Origin of the sequence: Actinomadura madurae (assembly GCF_047130825.1) — a bacterium.
Taxonomy (GTDB): Bacteria; Actinomycetota; Actinomycetes; order Streptosporangiales; family Streptosporangiaceae; genus Spirillospora; species Spirillospora madurae.
This window is the reverse complement of record NZ_CP083237.1, coordinates 10,139,133-10,162,380: the sequence shown is the minus strand read 5'-3', so window position 1 is coordinate 10,162,380 and position 23,248 is coordinate 10,139,133. Positions and strand designations below refer to the sequence as shown.

Below are 23,248 nucleotides of genomic sequence, written 5' to 3'. Positions count from 1 at the left end.
GGGGCAACTATCTCCCGGTGGCCCGCCGCTCACGACGCCGCGGCGATGAGAACCCTCTCATCGTGTGCGGATGAAAGTGCTCTCATGGTCATCTCATGGTGATCTCACCGGGCGGGGGGAGTCTCCCCTGAGCAGGAATCCGCCGTCCAGAGGGGTAACCGTGCGCACTGACGTCATCTACGGCCTGGCCGTGGACCTGGTCGCGATCACGATCCTCGCGCACCTGATCTACTTCTACCGGCACTACCGGCGGGACCTGCGGCTCGCCTACGTCTCGGTCAACGCCGGCGTCTTCACGGTCGTGACGCTGCTGCTCGTCCAGCGGGCGGACCTCGCGATCGGCTTCGGCCTGTTCGGGGTGCTGTCGATCATCCGGCTGCGGTCCAGCGCGCTGACCCAGGAGGAGGTCGGCTACTACTTCGTCTCGCTCGCCCTCGGCCTGGTCAACGGCCTGGCGGCCCAGGCCCCGTGGGTGGCGCTCCCGCTGGACGCGGTGCTGCTCGGCGTCATGTACGTGGCGGACCATCCCCGGTTGCCGCCCCGCACGGTGCAGCGCGTCGTGACGCTGGACGTCGTGCACCCCCACGAGGGGGCGCTGCGCGCCGACCTGGAGAACCGGCTCGGCGGCACGCTGCTGCGGCACTCGGTGATCGAGGTCGACTACGTCCGGGACATCACGGTGGTGGACGTGCGCTTCCTGCCCCGCGCCCCGCGGCGCGAGACCGTCCGCGTGCCGGCCACCAGGGCCTCCGGCCCGGAGGACTCGCTGCCGGGGAGCACCACGTGACGGACACCGCCGCGCTGATCGGCGCCGCCGCGGCGCGCCTGCCCGCCATCGGGCTCGACGGCGTGCTGGCCCGGTCGGCGCTGCAGCTCCGCATGGACCGCAAGTACATCCTCCCGGCGCGGCTGGCGCCCGAACTGCTCGACAGGATCGCCGGGACGCACGCGGTGCTGGAGATCGGCGGGCTGCGCACGTTCCGGTACACCTCGACCTACTTCGACACCCCCGGCCTGCTCACCTACCGGCAGCACGTGCAGGACCGGCGCCGGCGGTTCAAGATCCGCACCCGGACGTACCTGGACAGCGACGAGTGCATGTTCGAGGTGAAGGTGAACGGGGCGCGCGATGCCACCGACAAGCGCCGGATGCCGTACGACCCGGCCTGCCGCACGCGGATCACGCCGCCCGCCGAGGACTTCCTCTGGGAGACGCTGCTGGCCGCCTACCGGATGAACCCGCCCGCCCCCCTGGTCTCCTCGGCGACCACGTCGTACCGGCGGCTGACGCTCGCCCAGCGCCGCGGCACCGGGCGCGTCACGCTCGACTTCGGGCTCGTCTGCACCCGGCCGGGCGCGCGGGCTTGGGGCCGCGACGACTGGCTGCTGGTGGAGTCCAAGTCGGCGGCGGTGGACGCCCCGGCCGACCGGCTGCTGCGCCGGATGGGCGCCCGCCCGGTCAGGATCAGCAAGTACTGCCTGGCGGTGGCCGTCCTGTACCCGGGGGCGGTCGCCAACCCGTGGCACCGCGTCCTGCGCCGCTGCTTCGACCCCGCCGACGCCGTCTTCGACCCCGCCGGGCACGCGCTGGACCCCGCCGGCCCCGCCTGCGGCCGCGGCGCCGGCGGGTCGCCCGCCGGCGTCACGCCGGGCCGCTGACCTGCGCCTCCACGAGAGCGTCCCCGGCGGCCGTCCGGTAGTACAGGACGGATCGCCCGGCGCGGCGGCGGTCGACCAGGCGGGCGTCGCGCAGCACCTTGAGATGGCGGCCGACCGAGCCGAGGCCCTGGCCGGTCAGCGCGACGAGCTGAGTGGTGCTCAGCGGCGTCGCGAGGTGGACGAGGACGCTCGCGCGTGCCGGCCCGAGGAGCCGTCCGAGCGCTTCGGGGACGGCGGTGCCGCCCGCGCCGGCCAGCGGTGCCGCGCAGGGGTAGACGATCACGTACCGGTCGGGGTCGGGCTCTTCCCAGGCCACCCACCCCAGGCGCGGCGTGACCGGGACGAAGAGCAGCTGCGCCCCGGAGATGTCGCGCGGCGGGAAGTCGTGCGCGGTGATCTGCAGGCGGCCGTCACCGAGCCACCGCATCCCCGGGCGCATGTCGTCCAGCGCGGCGGCCCAGCCGCCCCGGCTCAGCTGCCCGGCCCGCGCGACCGCGTCGGCCTCGAGGAGGCGGCGGCGGCGTTCCCAGTCGGGCTCGACGGCGTGCGTCCAGACCCACTCCAGCAGGGCGGCGATCCGCTCGGGCACGTCGGGGCGGCGCAGCTCGGCGGGCAGCGGGTGCCCGAGCGAGACCTCCAGGTCGGCGAGCGCCCGCTCGGCAGGGGTCCGGCGGATGGTCGCGAGCTCCTCGTGGAACTCCGGCGAGCCCGTGCCCGGATGCGGCGGGGTGAGGAAGTCGGCGCTCCACTTGGTCCGGGCGCCGAGGGCCGCCTCCAGCAGCGCGGCGGTGACCGGCTCCCGCCGGAGGACCTGCCGGTACGCGGCCAGATGGGCGTCGAACCAGGCCCGCTCCCCCGGATGCGCCGCGGTCCCCGCGTGCAGGGCCCGCAGGCAGGCGGTCGTCTCCGCCAGGGCCGAGACGACGAACCGCCCGCCCGCGAGGGTGTCCGCGTTGATCAGCCACCACGACCCCATGTTTCGCCTCCCTGCGAAACATTAACGGCCGCCCGGCGCCGGGCCGGAGCCTTTCGATCATGCGCACGTATCGGGAGCTCTTCCGCGCACCGGAGTACACGCCGCTCTTCGCGTCGTTCACGGTGCACGTGTCCGCCCAGACCATCGGCGCGCTGGCGCTCGGCACGCTCGTGTACGACGCGACCCGGTCGCCGCTGCTCTCGGCGCTCAGCATGTTCGGGGGCTCGTTCGCCCAGATGGTCGGCGCGCTGACCCTCCTGTCCGCCGCCGACCGCCTGCCGCCCCGGAACGCGCTCGCCTGCATGGCCCTGGTCTTCGCCGCGGGCACGGCCGCGATGGCGGTCCCCGGGCTCCCGGTGGCGGTCCTGCTGGTCATCGTGCTGGCCCTCGGCCTGGTCGCCTCGCTCGGCGCCGGCGTCCGCTACAGCCTGCTGAGCGAGATCCTTCCCCGCGAGGGCCAGATCCTCGGCCGCTCGGTCCTGAACATGTCCGCCGGGACCATGCAGATCTGCGGCTTCGCCATCGGCGGCGTGCTGGTCGCGACGTTCTCGTCCCGGGGCACCCTCCTCACCGGGGCCGTCCTCTACCTCCTCTCCGGGGTCCTGGTGCTCGCCGGCCTGAGCCGGCGCCCGCCCCGCGCCACCGGCCGCCCGAGCGTCGCGCAGACCTGGCACGGCAACGTCCGGCTGCTCTCGTCCGCCCCGCGCCGCGCGACCTTCCTGGCGATGTGGGTGCCGAACGGGCTGATCGTCGGCTGCGAGGCGCTCTTCGTCTCCTACTCCCCGGACCACGCGGGCCTCCTGCTCACCGCGGGCGCCGCCGGCATGCTGATCGGCGACACCGCGGCGGGCCGCTTCGTCCCGCACCACCTGCGCGAACGTCTGGGCACACCACTGCTCCTGCTGCTGGCGGCGCCCTATCTGGTCTTCGCGGGCGGGCCGCCGCTCCCCATCGGCGTGGCGGCCGTCCTGCTCGCCTCCGTCGGCTATGCCTCCACCCTGCTGTTCCAGGACCGCCTCATGGCCCTGACGCCGGTCTCCATGCACGGCCACGCCCTGGCTCTGCACGCGTCCGGCATGCTCGCCATGCAGGGCGTGGGCGCGGCGCTGGGGGGCGGCGTCGCCCAGCTCACCTCCCCCGCGCTCGCCATGGCGATCATGGCCGCCGCCTCGGTGACCGTCACCCTCGCCCTCGCCTCCGGCCTGCGTCCTCTCCCCCGCCCCCAGCCCGCGCGGTGAGGGGGCTACTCCTGAAAGCCCCGGGCGAGGGCGCGCAGGGACGTGTCGAGCAGATCGCCGAGGTCGCTTCCGGGGCGCCGGAGCCACTGCTCGTAGGCGGCGACGGCGGCGCCGAGGCAGGTGGCCGCGACCGCCTGCGGCATCAGGTCGTCCACGGGACGTCCGAGGCGGGCGGCGGCGAACCCGGCGACGACGGCGCGCCAGTCCGCGTAGCGGAGGGTCGAGTGCGCCTGGAGCGCGGGGACCTGGAGGATCAGCGTCATCCGCAGCCGGTGCCAGGGGACCTCGGCCGGGTCGAGCCGGTTGAACTCCACGATCGCCTCGCGCAGCGCGTCCATCATCGGGGCCCGCGGCGGCCAGGCGGCGAACCGCTCGCGCATGCGCTCCAGCTCGCCCTCGAAGTCCCCCCAGACCACGTCGTTCTTCGAGCCGTAGTACCGGAAGAAGGTGCGGCGGCCGATGCCGGCGGCGGACGCGATGTCGTCGACGGTCGTCTCCTCGAAGCCGCGCTCGTCGAAGAGCCGCAGCGCGACGCGCTCCAGCTCGCCGCGGGACGTGCGCGGCCGGCGGCCGACGCGGGGCGCGGACGGTCCCGTCACCGGGCCCCCTTCCTTTCGGCACTCGGTGCCATTATTGTGGCGGCCACGACACGCGATCGTGCGTGCACGATTTTCAGGGAGTCTCCCATGAGCGACGCTTCCCAGACCGCGACCGCGTCCACGGCCCCCGCCGAGGACGAGACCGCGACCGGCCCGGAACTCGTCGAGGAGGACCTGCTCGTCGAGGAGGTCTCGATCGACGGCATGTGCGGCGTCTACTGACCCGCCGATGGACCGGACACCCGCCGCGAGCGACTTCGACCTGGACGCCGCCTGGGACCTGCATCCCCAGGTGGCGGTGCGGCCGGAGCCGTTCGGGGCGCTGCTCTACCACTACGGCACGCGGCGGCTGTCGTTCCTGAAGGACCGCAGGCTGCTGGACGCCGTCCGCGCCCTGGGCGACCAGCCCCGGGCCCGGGACGCCCTGCTCGGGGCCGGCGTGCCCGAGGACGATCTCGGCCGGTACCGGACCGCGCTGTCCACGCTGGCGTCCTCCGACATGCTCGTCCCGCGGCCTTGAGCCGTCCCCCCGAAGGAGCCGTTCTTTTGAAGGAGCAGGCATGGTGACCAGCACCGCGACGGCACCCCGCCCGTCCGCCGGCCGCCTGGTGGACCACTTCCAGCACGGGCTCCAGGCCCCGATCTGCCTGACGTGGGAGCTGACGTACGCGTGCAACCTGGCGTGCGTCCACTGCCTGTCCAGCTCGGGCCGCCGGGACCCGCGGGAGCTGACCACCGCCGAGGCGAAGGGCGTCATCGACGAGCTGCAGCGGATGCAGGTCTTCTACGTCAACATCGGCGGCGGCGAGCCCACGGTCCGGTCCGACTTCTGGGAGCTGGTCGACTACGCCACCGAGCGCGGCGTCGGCGTGAAGTTCTCCACCAACGGCGTGAAGATCACGCCGGAGGTGGCGGCGAGGCTGGCCCGCAGCGACTACGTGGACGTCCAGATCTCGCTGGACGGCGCGACGGCGGACGTCAACGACGCGGTCCGCGGCGGCGGCTCCTACGCCACCGCGATCCGCGCGATGGAGAACCTGCACGAGGCCGGGTTCCGCGAGTTCAAGGTGTCGGTCGTGGTGACCCGCCACAACGCCGGGCAGCTGGACGCGTTCAAGGCGATCGCCGACCGGTACGGCGCGCAGCTGCGGCTGACGAGGCTCCGGCCGTCCGGACGCGGCGCCGACGTGTGGGACGAGCTGCACCCCACCGCGGCGCAGCAGGAGGACCTGTACCACTGGCTGGTCGAGCACGGCGAGCGCGTCCTGACCGGGGACTCCTTCTTCCACCTGTCGGCGTTCGGGTCGGCGCTGCCGGGGCTGAACCTGTGCGGCGCGGGCCGGGTGGTGTGCCTGATCGACCCGGTCGGCGACGTGTACGCCTGCCCCTTCGCCATCCATGACCGGTTCCTGGCGGGCAACGTGCGGGACGAGGGCGGCTTCGCCACGGTCTGGCGGGAGTCGGAGCTGTTCACCGAGCTGCGGCGGCCCGACACCGGCGGCGCCTGCACGCGCTGCTCCGCCTACGACGCCTGCCGGGGCGGCTGCATGGCGGCCAAGTTCTTCACCGGGCTGCCGCTGGACGGTCCCGACCCCGAGTGCGTCAAGGGACACGGCGAGGCGGCGCTGCGGTCGGCGGACCGCAGCGGGGCGCCGCGCCCGAGCGGCGACCACTCCCACACCGGGCCGGTGCGGGCCCGGCCGGTCGCGCTCGGCATGCCCGCGATGCCCGCTTCCGGGCGCCCGGACCGCTTCTGCGACGAGAGCCCGCTGGCCGGGCACGACACAAGAGGACGATCATGAGCGGTGGCTGGTTCGAGACGGTCGTCGAGGCGCAGCGACGAGCGAAGCGGCGTCTCCCGAGGTCGGTGTACAGCGCGCTGCTGGCGGGCTCCGAGCGTGGGGTGTCCTACGACGACAACACGAAGGCGTTCGGCGAGCTGGGGTTCGCCCCGCACGTGGCCGGCCTGTCGGCCAAGCGCGACATGGAGACCACCGTCCTCGGCCAGCAGATCTCGCTGCCGGTGATCATCTCCCCGACCGGCGTCCAGGCCGTGCACCCCGAGGGCGAGGTGGCGGTGGCGCGGGCCGCCGCCGCGCGCGGGACGGCGATGGGGCTCAGCTCGTTCGCGAGCAAGCCGCTGGACGAGGTCGTCGCGGCCAACCCCCAGGTGTTCTTCCAGATGTACTGGATGGGCACTAAGGACGAGATGGCCCGGCGGATGGAGCAGGCGCGCGCGGCGGGGGCGAAGGGCCTCATCGCCACGCTCGACTGGTCGTTCTCCCACAGCCGCGACTGGGGCAGCCCGTGGATCCCCGAGCGCCTCGACCTCAAGGCCATGGCGAAGCTCGCGCCGCAGGCGGTGACGCGCCCCCGCTGGCTCTACGAGTACGCCAAGACCAGGCGCCTGCCCGACCTCACCACGCCGAACCTCGCCGATCCGGGAGCGGAGCCCCCGACGTTCTTCGGCGCCTACGGGCAGTGGATGCAGACCCCTCCCCCGTCATGGGAGGACGTCCGCTGGCTGCGCGAGCAGTGGGAGGGGCCGTTCATGCTCAAGGGCGTGTGCCGGGTCGACGACGCCCTGCGCGCGGTGGACGCCGGGGTGAGCGCGATCTCGGTGTCCAACCACGGCGGCAACAACCTCGACGGGACGCCCGCGCCGATCCGCGCGCTGCCCGCCGTCGCGGACGCGGTGGGCGGCCAGGCCGAGGTCCTGCTCGACGGCGGCGTCCGGCGCGGCGGCGACGTGGTCAAGGCGCTGGCCCTCGGCGCGAAGGCCGTCATGATCGGGCGCGCCTACCTGTGGGGCCTCGCCGCGAACGGGCAGGCCGGCGTGGAGAACGTGCTCGACATCCTGCGCGCCGGGATCGACTCGTCCCTGCTGGCACTGGGCCGCTCGTCCGTCCACGAGCTGACGCCCGGCGACGTGCTCGTCCCGCCGGGGTTCACGCGGACGCTCGGCGCCGTGGAGGAACCGCGGCCGTGAGCGCGGCGGGGCGCCCGGTCGCGGTGGTCACCGGCGCCGCCCGCGGCATCGGCGCGGCGGTCGCCGGCGCGCTCGCCTCCGCGGGCTACGACCTCGTGCTCGGCGACGTCCCGTCCCCCGACGCGGTCGAGGGTCTCGGCTACCCGCTGGCCGGCGCCCGCGACCTCGCCGAGGTGGAGGAGCGCTGCCGGGGCCTCGGCGCGGGCGTCGCGGCGCTGCCCTGCGACGTCCGGTCGCTCTCGGACACGGCGCGGCTCGTGGACGCCGCGGACGGCCGGCTCGTCGCCGCCGTGGCCGTCGCCGGGATCATCGGCGCCGAGGGGCCCGCCTGGGAGCTGGCCCCGGCCGACCTCGACCGCGACCTGTCGGTCAACCTGCACGGGGTGGCCAACCTCGCCCGCGCGGCCGTGCCGCGCCTGCTGCGCGCCCCGCGCGGCCGGGGGCGCTTCGTCGCCGTCGTCTCCTCCGCCGGGGAGCGGGGGCTGCCACGGCTGGCGTCCTACGTCGCCGCGAAGCACGCGGCGCTCGGGTACGTCCGCGCGCTGGCGGCCGACCTCGGGCCGAGCGGCGTCACGGCCAACGCGGTCCTGCCCGGCGGCACCGCCACCGCGCTGCTCGACCGCACCGCCGGCGTCTACGGGCTCTCCGGCGCCGGCGAGCTGGCCCGGCACCAGCGGCTGGGCCGGCTGCTCGACCCCGCCGAGATCGCCTCGGCGGTGGTGTGGCTGTGCTCGGACGGCGCATCGGCGACCACCGGTGCGGCCCTCCACGTCGACGGCGGTTTCACCGGATGAGCCGCCCGCTCGTCGACGCGACATGGCCGGAGGCGCAGAGGCCGGGCCGGGTACTGCTCGTCCCAGCGGGCTCCCTCGAACAGCACGGGCCGCACCTGCCGCTGGACACCGACACCCGCATCGCCTCCGCCGTCGCGGCGCACGCCCACCGGGCCCGCCCGGCGGCCGACCTCGGCCCCGCCCTCCCCTACGGCGCCAGCGGCGAGCACGCCGGCTTCCCCGGCACGCTCAGCATCGGCACCGAGGCCCTCGCGCGGCAGGTCACCGAACTGGCGCGGGACGCGTCCCGGCACTGGCCCGCCCTGCTGATCGTCAACGGGCACGGCGGCAACGTCGACGCCCTCCGGCAGGCGGCCGAGCTGTGCTCCCGGGAGGGGCGGCGGCTCCTCGTCCACCACCTGGACGTCCGCGGCGGCGACGCGCACGCCGGGCGCACCGAGACCTCGCTCCTCCTGCATCTGGCGCCCGAGGCGGTCCGCCTGGACCTCGCCGAGAAGGGGGCCACCGAGGCGCTGCCCGCCCTCATGCCCAGGCTGCGGGCGGGCGGGGTGCGCGCGGTCAGCCCCAACGGCGTCCTCGGCGACCCGGCCGGCGCGAGCGCCGCCGAGGGCGCGCGCCTCTTCCAAGCCCTGACCCGGTCACTTCTCGACAGGCTCGACGATGAACTCGGCTAAGACCCCGATGCCCGCCGGCTTCCGGCTCCGTCCTGATCCGGGCCTGGCACCCCTTGAGGACGGGCGCGTCCTGCTGGGCGGCGCGCCCGCGCGCATCGTCCGGCTGACCCCGGACGGCGCCGGCCTCGTCCGGAGGTGGAGCGACGGCGCCCCGGTAGGACCCGGCCGCGGCGGCGGGCTCCTCGCCCGGCGGCTCGTGCAGGCGGGCATGATGCACCCGATCCCGCCGGAACGGGCGGCCGACCCGGCCGAGGTGACGGTCGTCGTGCCCGCCTACGGGCGAGCCGAGCAGCTCGCCGGATGCCTGGCCGGGCTGGGACCGGGCCACCCGGTCATCGTGGTGGACGACGGCTCCCCCGATCCCCGGCCCATCGCCGAGGCGGCGGCCCGGGCGGGCGCCCGGCTGATCCGCCGCGACGCGAACGGCGGGGCGGGCGCGGCCCGCAACACCGGCGCACGCGCGGCCCGGACGCCCTTCATCGCGTTCGTCGACTCCGACTGCGTGCCCGAGCCCGGCTGGCTCGGGGCGCTGCTGCCGCACTTCGCCGACCCGGCCGTCGCGGCGGTCGCGCCCCGCATCACCTCGCACGTCACCGGCTCCGGGGTGCTGGCCCGCTACGAGGCCGAGGGCTCGGCCCTGGACATGGGCGCCGCGGAGAGCATCGTCCGGCCCCGCTCGGCCGTCTCCTACGTGCCGAGCGCCGCCCTGGTCGTCCGGCGCGCCGCGTTCGGGACGGGCTTCGACGAGGGCATGCGCGTCGGCGAGGACGTCGACTTCGTGTGGCGGCTCGCGGACGAGGGCCACCACGTCCGCTACGTCCCCGGGTCCGTGGTGGCCCACCGGCACCGGACGCGGCTGCGGGCCTGGCTCGCCCGCAGGCACGACTACGGGACGTCGGCCGCGCCGCTGGCGATCCGGCATCCCGAGGAGCTTCCCGCGCTGACCATGTCCGGCTGGAGCGCGCTGGCCTGGGGCCTCGCGGCGGCCGGCTCCCCCGTGGCCGGGCTCGCCGTCACCGCGGGCGGCACGGCGCTGCTGGCCCGCAAGTTCGCCGCCTGGACGGACCGGCCGTGGCCGCTGGCGGTCCGCATGGCGTCCGGCGGCACCCTCGCGGCCGGGGAGGTCCTCGGCCGCACGGTGACCCGGACGTGGTGGCCGCTGGCCGTCCCGGTCGGCGTCGCCGTCCCGCGCCTGCGCCTCCCCCTCGCGGCGGCCGTCCTCGGGCCCGCCGCCGCCGCGCTCCGCCGCCAGGGCGGCTCGTCCCTCGGCCCCCTGACGTGGACGGGCCTGCGCGTCCTGGACGAGTTCGCCTACGGCCTCGGCGTCTGGCGCGGCTGCGTCGAGGAACGCACCGTCGCCCCGCTCCTCCCGCGGCTGTGGTGGACGTCCAAGGACGGGCTCGGTTCCCGCTCCGGGTGAGCCCGCCCGGACGGCTCCGCGGCGCGCGGGACACCGGTAGCGTCGGGGCCATGCGGCTTCATGTGGGGTGCGCGATGTGGGCGCACGCGCGGTGGCAGGGGCGCTTCGTGCCGCCGTCGCTGCCGCCGGGCGAGCGGCTCAGGGCCTATGCGAGCTGGTGCGACGCGGTGGAGGGGAACACGACCTTCTACGCGACGCCGTCGCGCGCCACGGTGGAGTCGTGGGCGGAGCAGACCTCCGAAGACTTCCGCTTCGTGCTCAAGCTGCCGAAGCAGGTCACGCACGAGGGCCGGCTCGCCAGGGGCGGCGAGGAACTGCGGACGTTCCTGCACGCGATCGAGCCCCTGCGGTCACGGGCGCACGCCCTCTGGGTGCAGCTGCCCGCCTCGTTCGGCCCCGGAGACCTCGGGACGCTGGCCGGCTTCCTGCACGGGCTCCCCGCGGAGCACAGGTACGCGGTCGAGGTGCGGCATCGCGCGTTCTTCGAGGACGCGGGGTGCGTCCGCGACCTCGAACGGGTGCTCTCGCGGGCGGGGGCCGAGTGGGTGCCGTTCGACACGACCGTGTTCTTCCAGAGCCCTCCGACCAGTGACGCCGAACGCGACGCGTGGACGAAGAAGCCGCGCGTGCCGCGCCGTTCGGCGGCTCTGACGGACCGTCCGATCGTCCGCTACCTCGGACGGGACGACACCGGGCGCACCGTCGAGGGCTGGCGGTTCTGGGTCGGCCGGGTCACCGAGTGGCTGCGGGAGGAACGCTCGCCGACCGTGTTCGTCCACACCCCGGACAACGCCGACGCGCTCGACCTCGCCCGCCGCTTCCACGCCGAGGTGAGGGCCCGCGTGCCGGAGCTGGAACCGCTGCCGGAACCCGTCCCGGCCGAGCCGCCCACGCTCTTCTGACGGGCGGCCGCTGAGCGCGCCGCGGCTCGGTCAGTCGCGCGGATCCAGCATCGCCTGGGTCGCCTCGTCGACGATGTCGCGCATGGCCCGCTCGGCGGCGTCCGCGTCGCCGGACTGGACGGCCTGCGCCACCTCCGCGTGCCAGCGGATCGCGATCGGCTCGGGATGCGCGGGCATCAGGTGGTGGTGGGTGCGGCCGGCCAGGACGGCGGCGACCACGCCGCTCAGCGCGCCGATCATCTCGTTGCCGGACGCCTCCAGGAGCGTCCGGTGGAAGAGGATGTCCGCGGTCAGGTAGGCCTCCAGGTCGCCGGACTTGCCGTGCACGGCCATCTCCATGACGGCGCCGGTCAGCGTCCCGCACTGCGCGGGGGTCGCGCGGCGGGCGGCCAGGGCGGCGGCCATCGGCTCCAGCCCGCGGCGCAACTCCCCGAGCGAGCGCAGCTGCTCTTCCCGCCCGTCGCCGTCGAGCCGCCATCCGATGATCTGCGGGTCGAAGAGGTTCCAGCCCTGCCGCGGGGCGACCGTGACGCCGACCCGGCGGCGACTGGTCACCATGCCCATCGACTCCAGGACCCGGATCGCCTCCCGGACCACCGACCGGGACACCCCGAGCCGGGACTCCAGCTGCTCGATCCGCAGCACCTCGCCCGCGGGCAGCGCTCCGGACGTGATCAGCGTGCCGAGCGTGTCGAGGACGCTGCCGTGCAGTCCGGTCTGCGGGGTCTCCGTCATGCCCCAATCATCACACGAAGCGAGGGCAGGTCCCGATAAAGATATGTTTTTTCCGCTCCATCTCTTGTTAAGAGCAGGTCATAAGCGTCACACTCGGGCGACCATCGTCATTTGCACCGCTCCCAGGAGGATGACGCCATGCACCCGATCGTGCTGGCCGCAGAGCCGGCCGCGTCGAGCGGGCGGCTGGTGCCGGCCGCGCTCGCCGGCATCGCGCTGATCGTCGTACTGATCACCTACTTCAAGGTGCACCCGTTCCTGAGCCTCACGCTCGGCTCGGTGCTGGTCGGCGCCATCGCGGGCCTGCCGATGGCCGACACCATCGAGGGGTTCGGCAAGGGGTTCGGCGACACGGCGGCCGGCGTCGGCGCGCTCATCGCGCTCGGCGCGATGTTCGGCAAGCTGCTGGCCGACTCCGGCGGCGCGGACCAGATCGTCGACACCATCGTCGGGCGGTCCGGGCGCAGGTTCCTGCCGTGGGCGATGGCCCTCGTCGGCGCGCTGATCGGCCTGCCGATGTTCTTCGAGATCGGCCTGGTCCTGCTGATGCCGGTCATCTACCTGGTGGCGCGGCGCTCCGGGCTGTCGATCATCGCGGTCGGCATCCCCGCCCTGGCCGGCCTGTCGGCCATGCACGGGCTCGTCCCGCCGCACCCCGGCCCGCTCGTCGCCATCGACGCCCTCAAGGCCGACCTCGGCATCACGCTCGGCCTCGGCGTGCTGGTCGCGCTGCCGACCATCGCGCTGTCCGGCCCCGTCTTCGCCCGGTACGCGTCCCGCTGGGTGGACGTGGCTCCGCCGCAGATGTACGTCACCGGCGCCGCGGACGACGAGGAAGAGGTCGCGAAGGGCGAGGGCCGGCGGCGCCCGTCGTTCGCCGTCACCCTGCTCACCGTGCTGCTCCCCGTCGTCCTGATGATGGGCAAGGCGTTCGCCGACATCCTGCTGGACGAGGGCGACCGCGTCCGGACCGTCCTGGACAACCTCGGCACGCCACTGGTCGCGCTGCTCATCGCGGTCGTCGTCGCGATGTTCACCCTCGGCCTCGGCGCCGGCATGAACCGGCAGTCGATCACCACCTCGGTCACCGAGTCGCTGCCGCCCATCGCCGGGATCCTGCTGATCGTCGCGGCGGGCGGCGGCTTCAAGCAGACGCTCATCGACACCGGGATCGGCGACCTCGTCGCCGACTGGGTCAAGGACAGCGGGCTCTCCGTGCTGTTCCTGGCCTGGGTGGTCGCCGTCCTCATCCGGCTCGCCACCGGGTCGGCGACCGTGGCCACGGTGACCGCGGCCGGCATCCTCGCGCCGCTGGTCAGCGGCCTGGACAGCGGAGAGACGTCGCTGCTCGTCCTCGCCATCGGGGCCGGCTCGCTGTTCTTCTCCCACGTCAACGACGCCGGATTCTGGCTGGTCAAGGAGTATTTCGGGCTCACCGTCGGGCAGAACATCAAGACGTGGTCGCTGATGGAGACCGTGATCTCGGTGTGCGGCCTGGTGTTCGTCCTCCTGCTGAACCTGGTGGTGTAGATGACCTATCCCGACGCCCGCTACTTCGCAGACGCCGGCGAGGCGAGCGCGACGCTGCGTCCCGCGGACGCGCCGCCCGACCTGCTCGTCGGCGCGGCGGACGACGACCGCGTCCACCGCGGTACGCAGGTCCACTACCTCGCGACGGGCGGCACCACGAACGGCGCTTTCGGGCTCTACCGGTGGGAGATGGGGCCGCGGCCCTCCGGCCCGATGCCGCACTTCCACCGGACGATCACCGAGTCGTTCCACATCCTGTCCGGGACCGTCCGGCTGCACGACGGGACGGGCTGGAAGGACGCCCGTCCGGGCGACTTCCAGTTCGTCCCCGAGGGCGGCGTGCACGGTTTCCGCAACGAGTCGGGCGAGCCGGCGTCGATGCTCCTGCTGTTCACCCCGGGCGCGCCGCGCGAGGCGTACTTCGAGGAGCTGGCGGAGATCGCCGCCACCGGACGGCAGCTCGGCGACGACGAATGGACCGACCTCTACCGGCGCCACGACCAGTACATGGTGTGACCGCGGGGGGCGCCTGGGTGGGCGTCCCCCGGGCGGCGCTACCGGCCGGCCTTGGCGGCCTTACCGGGTTTACCGGCCTTGGCGCGCGCCTTCGCCTTGCCCTGCTTCTTCTTCGCCGGGGCGGAGGCGGCCTTGGCCTGCTTGGCGTTCTTCTTCTTCGCGTCCGGCCCCTTCTTGGCCTTCTTCCCGCCGTTCTTCGCCTTCTTCGGCCGGGGCGGCTCGACGGCGACGGACACCACCGGGGCCGGCTCGGCGGCGGCCTGCACCTCGGCGGCCTGCACCTCGGCGGCCGGGGCGCTCGCGGCGACCCGGGTCCGGAACGTCTGACCGGACCGGAACCGCGGCACCTGCGCGGCGGGCACCTCGACCGGAAGGCCGGTCCGCGGGTTGCGGGCGCTGCGCGCGGGCCGCGACAGCCGGTCGAACGTCCCGAAGCCGGTCACGATGACGCGCTCCCCGGCGGACACCCGGTCCATCACGGTGTCGAACACGGCGTCCACGTGCCGGCGGGCGGCGGCCTCATCGCCCCCCGCGCGTTCCGCCACGGCCCTGACCAGTTCGGTGCGGTTCATTCGCCATGCCCTTCACTCCGGCGACAGGTAGGGGCAAGGGTAGCCGCGCCGGCGCCGTCCGGACGGTCATCCCCCGATGAAGCCCTTGGACTTCAGCCAGGTCTCGGCGACCTTCTCGGGCTGCTCGCCCTCGATGTCGACCTTGCCGTTCAGCTCCTGCAGGACCGGGTCCGTGAGCTCCGCGGCGATCGGATTCGCGATCTCGCCGATGGCGGGCGCGTCCTTGTAGACCTGCTCCCGGACGGTGAGCGCCGGGTTGTAGACGGGGAAGAACCTCTTGTCGTCCGGGACGGAGGTCAGCCCCAGCGCCTTGATGCGCCCGTCCGTCGTCGCCACCTCACCGAAGGCGCAGGGCCTCCCCTTCCCGATCGCGTCGTAGATCGCGCCCTCGGCGAGCGTCGCGACGGCGGGCTTCGGCAGCGTGAACCCGTAGGCCTTCTGCAGGCCGGGCCACCCGTCGCTGCGTCCCGCGAACTCGCTGGCGACGCAGGTCGACGCCTTGGCCGGGTCGCGCTTCGCCAGCGCCGCGTAGTCGGACAGGTTCGCGATCCCGAGCTGCCGCATCGTGGTCGTCTTCACCGCGATCGCGTAGGTGTTGTTGGCGGGCGCCGCGTCCAGCCACCTGATCTTGTTCTTGGCGAGGTCCTGCTCGGCGACGGCCTTGTACTGCCCGGCGGGATCGCCGATCGGCTCGGTCTCCTTGAGGTAGTTGATCCAGGCCGTCCCCGTGTACTCCCAGTACATGTCGATGCCGCCGGACGTCAGCGCGGCGCGGGTCGTGTTGCTGCCCTGCAGCCCGCACTTCTCGTTGACCGTCGCGCCCGCCGAGCGCAGCGCGAGCGCGGTGACCTGGCAGAGGACGAGCTGCTCGGTGAACTCCTTGGACCCGACGGTGACGGTGACGCCGTCCAGCGAGTTGCCCTCGGCCAGGCTGCCCGCCTCGGCGTCGGTGCCGCTGGAGCTGAAGCATCCCGCGGTGAGGGCGACGGCGGCGAGGGAGGCGGCGGCGGCGGGGAGCGTGCGCATGGTGACTCCTCAAGGTGATTCAGATCCCGCGCGGGCGCAGGACGTACTCGGCGATGCCGATGAGCCAGTCGGCCGCCATAGCGAGGACGGCCGTCAGGATGCTGCCGGTGAGCAGGATCGGGGTCCGGTTCAGCGAGATGCCCGTGTTGATGAGCTCCCCGAGACCGCCCGCGTTGGTGAACGCGGCCAGCGTCGCGCTGCCCACGTTGAGGATCACCGCGACGCGGACGCTGGCGAGGATCACGGGGACGGCCAGCGGCAGCTCCACGCGGAACAGCACCGCCGTCCTCGACAGCCCGATGCCGCGCCCGGCGTCGACGAGCGAGCGGTCGACGCCCCGCAGGCCGACCATCGTGTTGCGCAGCACCGGCAGGGCCGACACGAGGATGAGCGCGATCACCGCCTTCTGGAACCCGATGCCGACCGTGACGGCGAGCAGGACGAGCACCCCGATGGACGGGACCGCCTGCCCCACGTTCGCGAGCGCCAGGAACGGCGCGGACAGCCGCCGCAGCCGCGGCCGGGTCAGCAGCACGCCGAGCGGGATCGCGATCGCCAGCACGAGCGCCGTCGACACCGCGACCAGCTTGACGTGCTGGACCGTCTGGCCGGCGATCTCCGACCGGTTGATGGAGCGGCGCTCGATCGCGTCCAGGTCCAGGCCGCGCACGTACACGTAGAGCGCCACCGACACGACGACGAGGAACAGCGGCGTCACGAGCAGCCCGGCGAGCGAGCGGCCGTCCGTCTCCGTCCGCTCCGGCACCGCCGTGACGGTCATGGCTTCCGCTCCGGCGCCTGCCGCACGATCGCCGACCAGGAGACGGTGCCCGCCGCGCGCCCGTCCCCGTCCAGGACCGTCGCGGTCTCCGCACCCGCCCGCAGCATCGCGTCCAGCGCCTCGTACAGGGACTGGTCGGCCCGGACGGTCGCGCCGCCGGCGTGGCCCTCGACGGGTTTCAGCTCGACGGACCCGACCTCCACGAGCCGCAGCCGCCGCATCGCGGCCCCCGCGCCCACGAACTCCGCGACGAACGCCTCCGCCGGCTCGGCGAGGATCGCCGCGGGCGTGTCGTACTGGACGAGCCTCGCCCCCTGCCCGAGCATCGCGATGCGGTCGCCGAGCTTGAGCGCCTCCGTGAGGTCGTGGGTGACGAGGACGATCGTCTTGCCGATCCGCGCCTGCAGTTCGAGGAACGCGTCCTGCAACCGCTCCCTCGTGATCGGGTCGAGGGCGCCGAACGGCTCGTCCATCAGCATCGCCGGCGGGTCCGCGGCCAGCGCGCGGGCGACCCCGACGCGCTGCTGCTGCCCGCCCGACAGCTCCTTCGGATAGCGTCCGCGATAGGTGCCGGGGTCGAGGCCGACCATGTCGAGCAGCTCGTCGACGCGGGCGCGCGCCCGCTTCTTGTCCCAGCCGAGCGTCCGCGGGATCAGGCCGACGTTGGCGGCGATCGTCATGTGCGGGAACAGCCCGACCTGCTGGATGACGTAGCCGATGCGGCGCCGCAGCCCGTCCGGGTCGACCCGGGTGACGTCCTCGCCGCCGAGCAGGATCCGGCCCGACGTCGGCTCGATGAGCCGGTTGATCAGGCGCAGCGTCGTCGTCTTGCCGCAGCCGGACGGGCCGAGCAGCACGACGATCTCCCCCTCCCGGACGCCGAGCGTGAGATCCTCGACGGCCGCGGCGTCCTGCCCCGGGTACCGCTTGCTCACCCCCTCCAGCCGGATCATCTCCGTCATCGCAGCCCCCTGGAGGTGGTGAACCGGGACAGCACGACGAACAGCACGTCCAGCACGAGCGCCAGGACGGCGACGCCGAGTGTGCCCGCGACCGTGTCGTTCAGGGCGTTGGCGCCGCCGATGCGCGACAGCCCGCCGAAGATCAGCTCCCCCAGCCCCGGCCCGGCGACCGCCGCCGCGATCGCCGCGATCGCCACCGTCATGATCGTCGCGACCCGGACCCCGGTGAGCACCACCGGCCAGGCCAGCGGCAGCCTGATCCGCAGCATCCGGCTCGCCCGGCTCATCCCCATCCCCCGCGCCGCCTCCTCGACCGCGCTCGGCACGCCTTCGAGACCGGTGATCGTGTTACGCAGGATCGGGAACACCGCGTAGAGCGTCAACGCGGTGATCGTCGGGGCCAGCCCCAGCCCGAACACCGGGATGAGCAGCCCGAACAGCGCCAATGAAGGAACGGTCAGCATCGTCCCGGTGACCCCGAGCGCGAGCCCCTTCGCCCGGGGCCGCCCCTCGACGGCGGCCCCGAGCCCGATCCCGATCACGGCCGCGATCGCCACGGCGATCAGGACCACCTCGGCATGCTCGGCCATCATCACGCCGATCGTGGGCCAGCGGTCGGCCAGGTACTCGGAGAAGCTCACCGCCGCCTCCCGCCACCGCACCGCGCGGCGGGAGCGCGGACATGACTCTCGTGTCCCATACCACCAGAGGCTGCCTACGGATGATCAGCAAAACAACCCCAGATCCCCGAACCCCACCCCCGCCGGCAAAGCCACCCTTCAGGGCTGACAGCCGACGAACACCGCCAACGCGTACGCTCCACACGACCACTGAAGGAGTACCCGCAGAGCACCGAGCCCGCGGCACCTGGTACACGGTCCAGCCCGGAGAACAGCGTGTTCGGCAAGGCCCGGCTACGGATTTTCCTTGGGCCGCGGCTGGGCAAGGGGGTGATCGGCAGTCGACACTGGTGACGGTCACCCCCTGAGAGGAGCACCGAGGTGTCGTACGCCTTCGATCCGGAACTCGCGCCATGGATCGCGACGATCCCGCATCTTTCGATCGCCGACGTTCAGCAGATCCGCCGGAACGAAGCGGAGTTGTTCGCGGGAGCAGCGAAATACGAGCCGCCGGTTCCGGTCGAGACCCGCGATATCACGGTGCCGGGGCCGCAGGGCGCACCCGAGGTCCAGGTACGCATCTTCGCCCCGGTCGAACGGTTCGACGACCTGCCGGGCCTCGTCTACTTCCACGGAGGCGGGTTCGTCATCGGTAGCGTCGACATGTCCCAGGACGACACCACCGCCATCGCGGCCGAGGTCGGCGCCGTGGTCTTGTCCGTCGAGTACCGGCTCGCCCCCGAACACCCGTTCCCGGCCGGCCTGGAGGACTGCTACGCCGTGCTGACCTGGGCGGCCGCGCACACGGCCGACCTCGGGATCGACCCGGATCTGCTAGCGGTGGGCGGCGAAAGCGCCGGCGCCGGGCTCGCCGCAGCGGTCTCCCTGTTGGCGCGCGACCGTGGCGGCCCGGCACTCTGCTTCCAGCTTCTCGGCATTCCGGACCTGGACGACCGGCTCGACACCCCGTCCATGCGCGCCTTCACCGACACGCCGATCTGGCATCGACCCAACGCCGAACTGAGCTGGGATCACTACCTCGGCAAGGAGGTCCGCGGCACCGACGGCGTCTCCCCCTACGCTGCTCCGGCCCGCGCCGAAGACCTGACCGGGCTACCGCCCGCCTACATCACGACCTGCGAGTTCGACCCGCTCCGCGACGAGGGCCTGAACTACGCGCAGCGACTCATCCAGGCAGGCGTCGCGACCGAGTTGCACCACTACCCCGGCACCTTCCACGGCTCCACCAGGATCAAGGAGGCGGGCGTGTCCAAGCGCATGCGCGCCGACCGCTTGGACGCCATCCGCCGCGCCCTGCATCCCACCCACTAGAGCTCTAGAACGAGACGGGAGCCGCGGGCGCGCGACACGCAGATCATCATGAAGCCGCCGTCCGCGCGCTCCTCCTCGGTCAGGACGGAGTCGCGATGTTCCGGCTCCCCGTCGAGAACGGGCGTCTCACACGTCCCGCACGTCCCTTCGCGGCAGGACGACAGGACGTTGACGCCCGCCTTCTCCACGGTCTCCAGAATCGATCGTCCAGGTTCGATCCGCAGCGTCCGGCCGCTCAACGCGAGCTCGACCTCGAAGGCCTCGTCCACTCCCTCGACGGGCTTCGGTGAGAACCGTTCAGTGCGCAGCGCACCGACCCCGAGTGCAGCGCACCGCTCCTCGGCCGCGGCCAGCATGGGTTCCGGACCGCAGCAGTACACGAGCGCCTCGTCCGTCCAGTCACGCAGCGCGCCCTCAAGGTCGAGCAGCCCGAACTGATCCTGCGGACATATCTCGACCCGGTCGCCATAAAGGCTCAGCTCGTCCAGGAAAGCCATGGCAGAGCGCCGCCGCCCACCATAGAGAAGCCGCCACTCGGCCCCCGCCGCCTCCGCTGCCGCCACCATCGGAATCATCGGCGTGATCCCGATACCTCCAGCCAGGAACAGATAGCGCGGCGCTTCCTCAAAACGGAAATGATTCCGCGGCCCCCGCACAATGAGCCGATCCCCCACCCGAACCCGCTCGTGGACGAACGTGGACCCGGGCCCCTCCTTCAACACACCGATGCGCCACGCCCCCGCATCACCCGGATCCCCGCACAACGAGTACTGCCGGACAAGCCCGTCCCCCAACACCAGATCAATATGCGCCCCAGGCTCCCACAACGGCAGCCCCCCGTCCCCCACCGCACAAAGCGTCAACCCCACAACCCCATCAGCAAGAACCTTCTTGCCCTCCACAGAAACCCGGATATCACTCTCCACAACCGCCACCTCCCAAAACCCAATCACTTACACACGCAACGCCATTACGCAGGGCGTGCAGGGCCGCACCGCCATCGCCCCACCACCACGCAACCGCGACCACCTCAACCCGCCACTCCACCGGCCGCCCTTGGCACCGCCTCCCCCGCACACCTCGCCAACCAATCCTCCTGACACGACTCGCGCGAGGCACCACCCAACACAGCCGCCACGCACGGGCCGATGATCTCGACAGCGAGGACCTTGCGGCGGGCGGCAAGGCGGCGCAGGGGCATTCCCAGGCGGGTCGTAGAAGCCGTCCGGGGGGACGGGCAAGCACCGTCCGGTGTGAGGAAGTCGAAGATGACGACACGCAGGCCGCGGCAGGCCTGCCCTCCCTGACATCGGCCTCGTCGAGATGACGCCCCCGAGACCGAAACCGTCCACGAGACGCCAGCGGCCGAACAGTTTCGCGCGACAACCCCACCGGCACACCCCAGACACCCCGTCGAGCACCCCCGGCAGGCCCAGAATGCAATGCCCACAACACGCCGCCGACAACCCGGGGCAGTCGGCACCACGGGCCGCGCCGTGCTGAACACAGCGGCCAGGCGTGGCTCCGCGAGGACCATCCATCGACCAAAGACTGCGGCGTGCAACCACCCCGCCGTCGCCCGCCCTGGCAGCGTGCGACCACCCGCCATCGCCCGCCGTGGCGGCGGGCGGCCGGGTACTGGGCGAGTGGAGCGGCTTCGGCAGGGTCGGGCGAGTGGGCGTCGGTGCCGCAAAGGCGCTCGTCGCGACCGTTCGCTTGGCGCTGGCCAAGGTTGGGCGGGAGCACCCGAGTGCAGTTGGCTCCTTCTGCCCCAGATCGGGCGGCCGCAGGCCTGCCGATGGCCCGTGATCTCCGAACGCATGCCGGGACGGCGACATTTGCGTGGTTACCGCCGCGCCAACCTGCTGAACCTGCCAACGGCTCGGTGCCATACGACCCGGCGTAAGACACCCGGCTTGAACCACCGAGGCCGCCGTCCACCACCAGCGCATCGGAACACCGCATGCCATCGCCTTGAGCACGTTGACGTCTAATCACCTCAGCTACCTGCTCCGCCGTAGATCTACGCAACGCCGGGCCACCGCCGGGTAGCGCCGACTCGTGTCAGCGTCATGGCTGGTAACCGCCCACCAGTGCCAGGGCACCGGGGCGGCCTAATCACGACGATCGTTCGTGGTCGGAGGCTCAGTCAGCACCGCTTCCGCAGAATGGAAGAACCCACGCCGGGCTTCGCTCGTCCCGGCGAGGATCGCAGGAACCGCTTCCGTCCATGTGACCGCACGGCCCCCTCCGGCCCTCGGGATGGACGCGGCCCACTGGCTTCCCAGGGCCGCGTCTATCCCGCACGGGCTACTCCCAGACCATGGCCGCGCTTCCCTCACCTGGTCATCCCGCTTCCACGAGCCAGCGTCAGGCCCGCGCGAAGAACACGCAGGCAATCGGCCGTGTCTGCGGCCCCGCCGTCGCCGGAACCATGGCTTCGAGGACTTGCTCGATAGCAACTCCGGACATCATCAGCTCCAGACGCCAGCAGCCCTAGACGCCAGCAGCCCTGGACACCACCGCCCTGGACACCACCGCCCTGGACACCACCGCCCTGGACACCACCAGCCTGGACACCACCAGCTCTGGACGTCTCAGCTCTGGACGTCTCAGCTCTGGACGTCTCAGCTCTGGACGTCAGCGGCCCTGGACGTCAGCGGCCGCGGAAGGGCGAGGTGGGAATAGCCGCAAGCCAGGTCGTCGCGCTGCGGGAGCTGTCCGAGGCGGCCGCGGAAGGTGACGCGGTACGCCGACGGCGACACCCGACCGCAGCCAGATGCCGCGGCAGCGAGGCCGCCGTCCCGAACCCGGCCCGCTCGGCGACTCCGGACATCTGTCCTCGGCGGGTCAGTCTTCTACCGTTCCGGGCATGCGATGATCACGGGCGCTGACCTGCACGGCTGTCCGGGCCGGCGACTCCGTCTTCCGATCCACAGCCACCGCCGCGACACCGACGGTGCCCGCGTCATGGCCAAGGAACCGCGTCCACGCCGCCACACCCGCCAGCGATAGATCCAGCAGCACATCCACCAACCGCCCGCTCGTGCGTACCCATCCGCCCTCCACCCGGCGGCGGACGGTCGACCGCTCACATGTTCGGAGGCAGGGTGTGCCTCGCGAGGACGATCCGAACGAGAGCACGTATCACCTACACGGCCAGCAGCCTGGGTGGTGGCGGCGACTCGGGACGACGGGGGACGGCCGCGGCACCGGGGGCGGCCCGGGGGCGGCGGCCGCCCGCGCCGCAGCCGGCTGGCGTGGATGCCCACGGGACCAACGCGCTGAGCAGCGGCCGGGATGTTGGAGCAGGCGCAACCGGCCTCGGCACACCACCCCGGTCATTGCGCCGTGCCGTCACGGATCTGGACCAGGATGCCCACGGATCCAGGGTCGAGGCATCGTCCGTTCGGACGCCTACCGGACGGCATCGGCCAGTCTGCTGACGTCCTTTGGGAACCAACGCCAGCCTGGCGACGACCTGCAGCGCAGCTAGGCTTGCGGCGCCCAGCACGCTGGGCTGCGCGTCCAGTACGCGTGGGCTGGGGGCAGGCGCAAAGGTGGCGGGGTTCTGGCCACGCATTGGACGGCCGGACAGTACACCGCTCACACGTTCGGAGGAGGGGTGCGTCGCGAGGACGATCCGAACTAGAGCACCTAGCGCTTACACACGGATTTGGACCAGGACGGCCACGGATCCAGGGGCCGGGCATCGTGGTTCGGACGCCTACCGGGTGGCATCGGCCAGTGTGTTGACATCCCTTGGGAAACGACGTCGGCCCGGTGACGGCCTGCAGTGCAGCCCGGGTGCAGCGTCCAGTACGGGTGGGCTGCGGCGCCCAGTACGGCGATGGTCGGGGTGCGGGCGCAAGTTGACGGGGAGGCGAGGTGCGTCGCGAGGATGATTCGAACGAGAGCACGTC

Annotated in this window: 24 protein-coding genes; 14 read left to right on the top strand and 10 right to left on the bottom strand. The window is 72.9% G+C overall.

Annotated elements, in window-relative coordinates; genetic code table 11:
* The first annotated feature begins 160 nt into the window (after positions 1-160).
* Both K8Z49_RS47665 and K8Z49_RS47660 read left to right on the top strand, forming a co-directional pair.
* A complete protein-coding gene (locus K8Z49_RS47665; RefSeq protein ID WP_412517179.1) occupies positions 161-787 on the top strand; it encodes a DUF4956 domain-containing protein in 627 nt (208 codons plus the stop codon).
* Positions 784-1,659 carry a polyphosphate polymerase domain-containing protein gene (locus tag K8Z49_RS47660; RefSeq protein WP_412517178.1) on the top strand — a complete coding sequence of 292 codons (876 nt, stop codon included), beginning with the start codon at positions 784-786 and terminating at the stop codon, positions 1,657-1,659. The genes K8Z49_RS47665 and K8Z49_RS47660 overlap by 4 nt, the downstream gene beginning before the upstream one ends.
* Here the strand turns inward: K8Z49_RS47660 and K8Z49_RS47655 are convergent.
* On the bottom strand, positions 1,643-2,635 hold the full coding sequence (locus K8Z49_RS47655; protein WP_075020037.1) for an ArsR/SmtB family transcription factor: 993 nt from the start codon (positions 2,633-2,635) through the stop codon (positions 1,643-1,645). The genes K8Z49_RS47660 and K8Z49_RS47655 overlap by 17 nt on opposite strands.
* Positions 2,636-2,694: 59 nt before the next feature.
* Between K8Z49_RS47655 and K8Z49_RS47650 the strand changes: the two genes are divergently transcribed.
* Entirely contained in the window at positions 2,695-3,873 is a 1,179-nt protein-coding gene (locus K8Z49_RS47650) for an MFS transporter (RefSeq protein ID WP_075020036.1), read from the top strand.
* 5 nt (positions 3,874-3,878) lie between these two features.
* Here K8Z49_RS47650 and mftR read toward each other — a convergent pair whose 3' ends face one another.
* Positions 3,879-4,472, bottom strand: a complete 594-nt coding sequence (gene mftR / locus K8Z49_RS47645) for a mycofactocin system transcriptional regulator (protein WP_412517177.1) — start codon at positions 4,470-4,472, stop codon at positions 3,879-3,881.
* A gap of 87 nt (positions 4,473-4,559) precedes the next feature.
* Between mftR and mftA the strand changes: the two genes are divergently transcribed.
* From mftA to K8Z49_RS47605, 8 genes are read left to right on the top strand one after another with little or no spacing between them, the layout of a single operon-like run.
* Entirely contained in the window at positions 4,560-4,694 is a 135-nt protein-coding gene (gene mftA, locus K8Z49_RS47640) for a mycofactocin precursor MftA (protein WP_021598934.1), read from the top strand.
* Positions 4,695-4,701: 7 nt separating this feature from the next.
* Complete coding sequence (gene mftB / locus K8Z49_RS47635) at positions 4,702-4,992, top strand: mycofactocin biosynthesis chaperone MftB (RefSeq protein ID WP_021598933.1); 291 nt, start codon at positions 4,702-4,704, stop codon at positions 4,990-4,992.
* A gap of 40 nt (positions 4,993-5,032) precedes the next feature.
* Entirely contained in the window at positions 5,033-6,274 is a 1,242-nt protein-coding gene (gene mftC, locus K8Z49_RS47630; protein ID WP_412517176.1) for a mycofactocin radical SAM maturase, read from the top strand.
* Entirely contained in the window at positions 6,271-7,461 is a 1,191-nt protein-coding gene (gene mftD, locus K8Z49_RS47625; RefSeq protein ID WP_412517175.1) for a pre-mycofactocin synthase MftD, read from the top strand. The genes mftC and mftD overlap by 4 nt, the downstream gene beginning before the upstream one ends.
* Complete coding sequence (locus K8Z49_RS47620) at positions 7,458-8,255, top strand: mycofactocin-coupled SDR family oxidoreductase (protein ID WP_024936568.1); 798 nt, start codon at positions 7,458-7,460, stop codon at positions 8,253-8,255. The genes mftD and K8Z49_RS47620 overlap by 4 nt, the downstream gene beginning before the upstream one ends.
* On the top strand, positions 8,252-8,929 hold the full coding sequence (gene mftE / locus K8Z49_RS47615; RefSeq protein WP_024936567.1) for a mycofactocin biosynthesis peptidyl-dipeptidase MftE: 678 nt from the start codon (positions 8,252-8,254) through the stop codon (positions 8,927-8,929). Before K8Z49_RS47620 ends, mftE begins: the two co-directional genes overlap by 4 nt.
* Positions 8,916-10,349: a mycofactocin biosynthesis glycosyltransferase MftF gene (gene mftF, locus K8Z49_RS47610; RefSeq protein ID WP_081842920.1), complete on the top strand. Its 1,434-nt coding sequence runs from the start codon at positions 8,916-8,918 to the stop codon at positions 10,347-10,349. The genes mftE and mftF overlap by 14 nt, the downstream gene beginning before the upstream one ends.
* A gap of 50 nt (positions 10,350-10,399) precedes the next feature.
* Positions 10,400-11,251 carry a DUF72 domain-containing protein gene (locus K8Z49_RS47605; protein ID WP_033334048.1) on the top strand — a complete coding sequence of 284 codons (852 nt, stop codon included), beginning with the start codon at positions 10,400-10,402 and terminating at the stop codon, positions 11,249-11,251.
* A gap of 30 nt (positions 11,252-11,281) precedes the next feature.
* Here the strand turns inward: K8Z49_RS47605 and K8Z49_RS47600 are convergent, their stop codons facing one another.
* The gene (locus K8Z49_RS47600) at positions 11,282-11,986 is read right to left on the bottom strand and encodes a FadR/GntR family transcriptional regulator (RefSeq protein WP_021596608.1); all 705 of its coding nucleotides are present in this window, start codon (positions 11,984-11,986) and stop codon (positions 11,282-11,284) included.
* Positions 11,987-12,124: 138 nt separating this feature from the next.
* Here K8Z49_RS47600 and K8Z49_RS47595 point away from each other — a divergent pair, with 138 nt between their 5' ends.
* Both K8Z49_RS47595 and K8Z49_RS47590 read left to right on the top strand, forming a co-directional pair.
* Positions 12,125-13,516 (top strand): GntP family permease, encoded by a 1,392-nt coding sequence (locus K8Z49_RS47595; RefSeq protein ID WP_021596609.1) that lies wholly within the window; start codon positions 12,125-12,127, stop codon positions 13,514-13,516.
* Positions 13,517-14,032: a cupin domain-containing protein gene (locus tag K8Z49_RS47590; RefSeq protein WP_412517174.1), complete on the top strand. Its 516-nt coding sequence runs from the start codon at positions 13,517-13,519 to the stop codon at positions 14,030-14,032.
* A 38-nt stretch (positions 14,033-14,070) separates the two neighbouring features.
* On the opposite strand, the gene K8Z49_RS47585 is transcribed toward K8Z49_RS47590, so the two are convergent.
* The 5 genes from K8Z49_RS47585 to K8Z49_RS47565 all read right to left on the bottom strand — a co-directional run bounded on the left by K8Z49_RS47585 (position 14,071) and on the right by K8Z49_RS47565 (position 18,014).
* A complete protein-coding gene (locus K8Z49_RS47585; protein ID WP_021596611.1) occupies positions 14,071-14,604 on the bottom strand; it encodes an HU family DNA-binding protein in 534 nt (177 codons plus the stop codon).
* A 66-nt stretch (positions 14,605-14,670) separates the two neighbouring features.
* On the bottom strand, positions 14,671-15,630 hold the full coding sequence (locus K8Z49_RS47580) for a glycine betaine ABC transporter substrate-binding protein (RefSeq protein WP_412517173.1): 960 nt from the start codon (positions 15,628-15,630) through the stop codon (positions 14,671-14,673).
* A 19-nt stretch (positions 15,631-15,649) separates the two neighbouring features.
* Complete coding sequence (locus tag K8Z49_RS47575) at positions 15,650-16,411, bottom strand: ABC transporter permease (protein WP_021596613.1); 762 nt, start codon at positions 16,409-16,411, stop codon at positions 15,650-15,652.
* Entirely contained in the window at positions 16,408-17,373 is a 966-nt protein-coding gene (locus K8Z49_RS47570) for an ABC transporter ATP-binding protein (RefSeq protein ID WP_412517172.1), read from the bottom strand. The genes K8Z49_RS47575 and K8Z49_RS47570 overlap by 4 nt, the downstream gene beginning before the upstream one ends.
* A complete protein-coding gene (locus K8Z49_RS47565; RefSeq protein WP_412517171.1) occupies positions 17,370-18,014 on the bottom strand; it encodes an ABC transporter permease in 645 nt (214 codons plus the stop codon). Before K8Z49_RS47565 ends, K8Z49_RS47570 begins: the two co-directional genes overlap by 4 nt.
* A gap of 360 nt (positions 18,015-18,374) precedes the next feature.
* Between K8Z49_RS47565 and K8Z49_RS47560 the strand changes: the two genes are divergently transcribed.
* Positions 18,375-19,325 carry an alpha/beta hydrolase gene (locus tag K8Z49_RS47560; RefSeq protein ID WP_412517170.1) on the top strand — a complete coding sequence of 317 codons (951 nt, stop codon included), beginning with the start codon at positions 18,375-18,377 and terminating at the stop codon, positions 19,323-19,325.
* On the opposite strand, the gene K8Z49_RS47555 is transcribed toward K8Z49_RS47560, so the two are convergent.
* Complete coding sequence (locus tag K8Z49_RS47555) at positions 19,322-20,251, bottom strand: PDR/VanB family oxidoreductase (protein ID WP_412517169.1); 930 nt, start codon at positions 20,249-20,251, stop codon at positions 19,322-19,324. The two genes, K8Z49_RS47560 and K8Z49_RS47555, sit on opposite strands and share 4 nt — an antisense overlap.
* 1,924 nt (positions 20,252-22,175) lie before the next feature.
* A complete protein-coding gene (locus tag K8Z49_RS47550) occupies positions 22,176-22,358 on the bottom strand; it encodes a hypothetical protein (RefSeq protein ID WP_412517168.1) in 183 nt (60 codons plus the stop codon).
* Positions 22,359-23,248 lie beyond the last annotated feature (890 nt).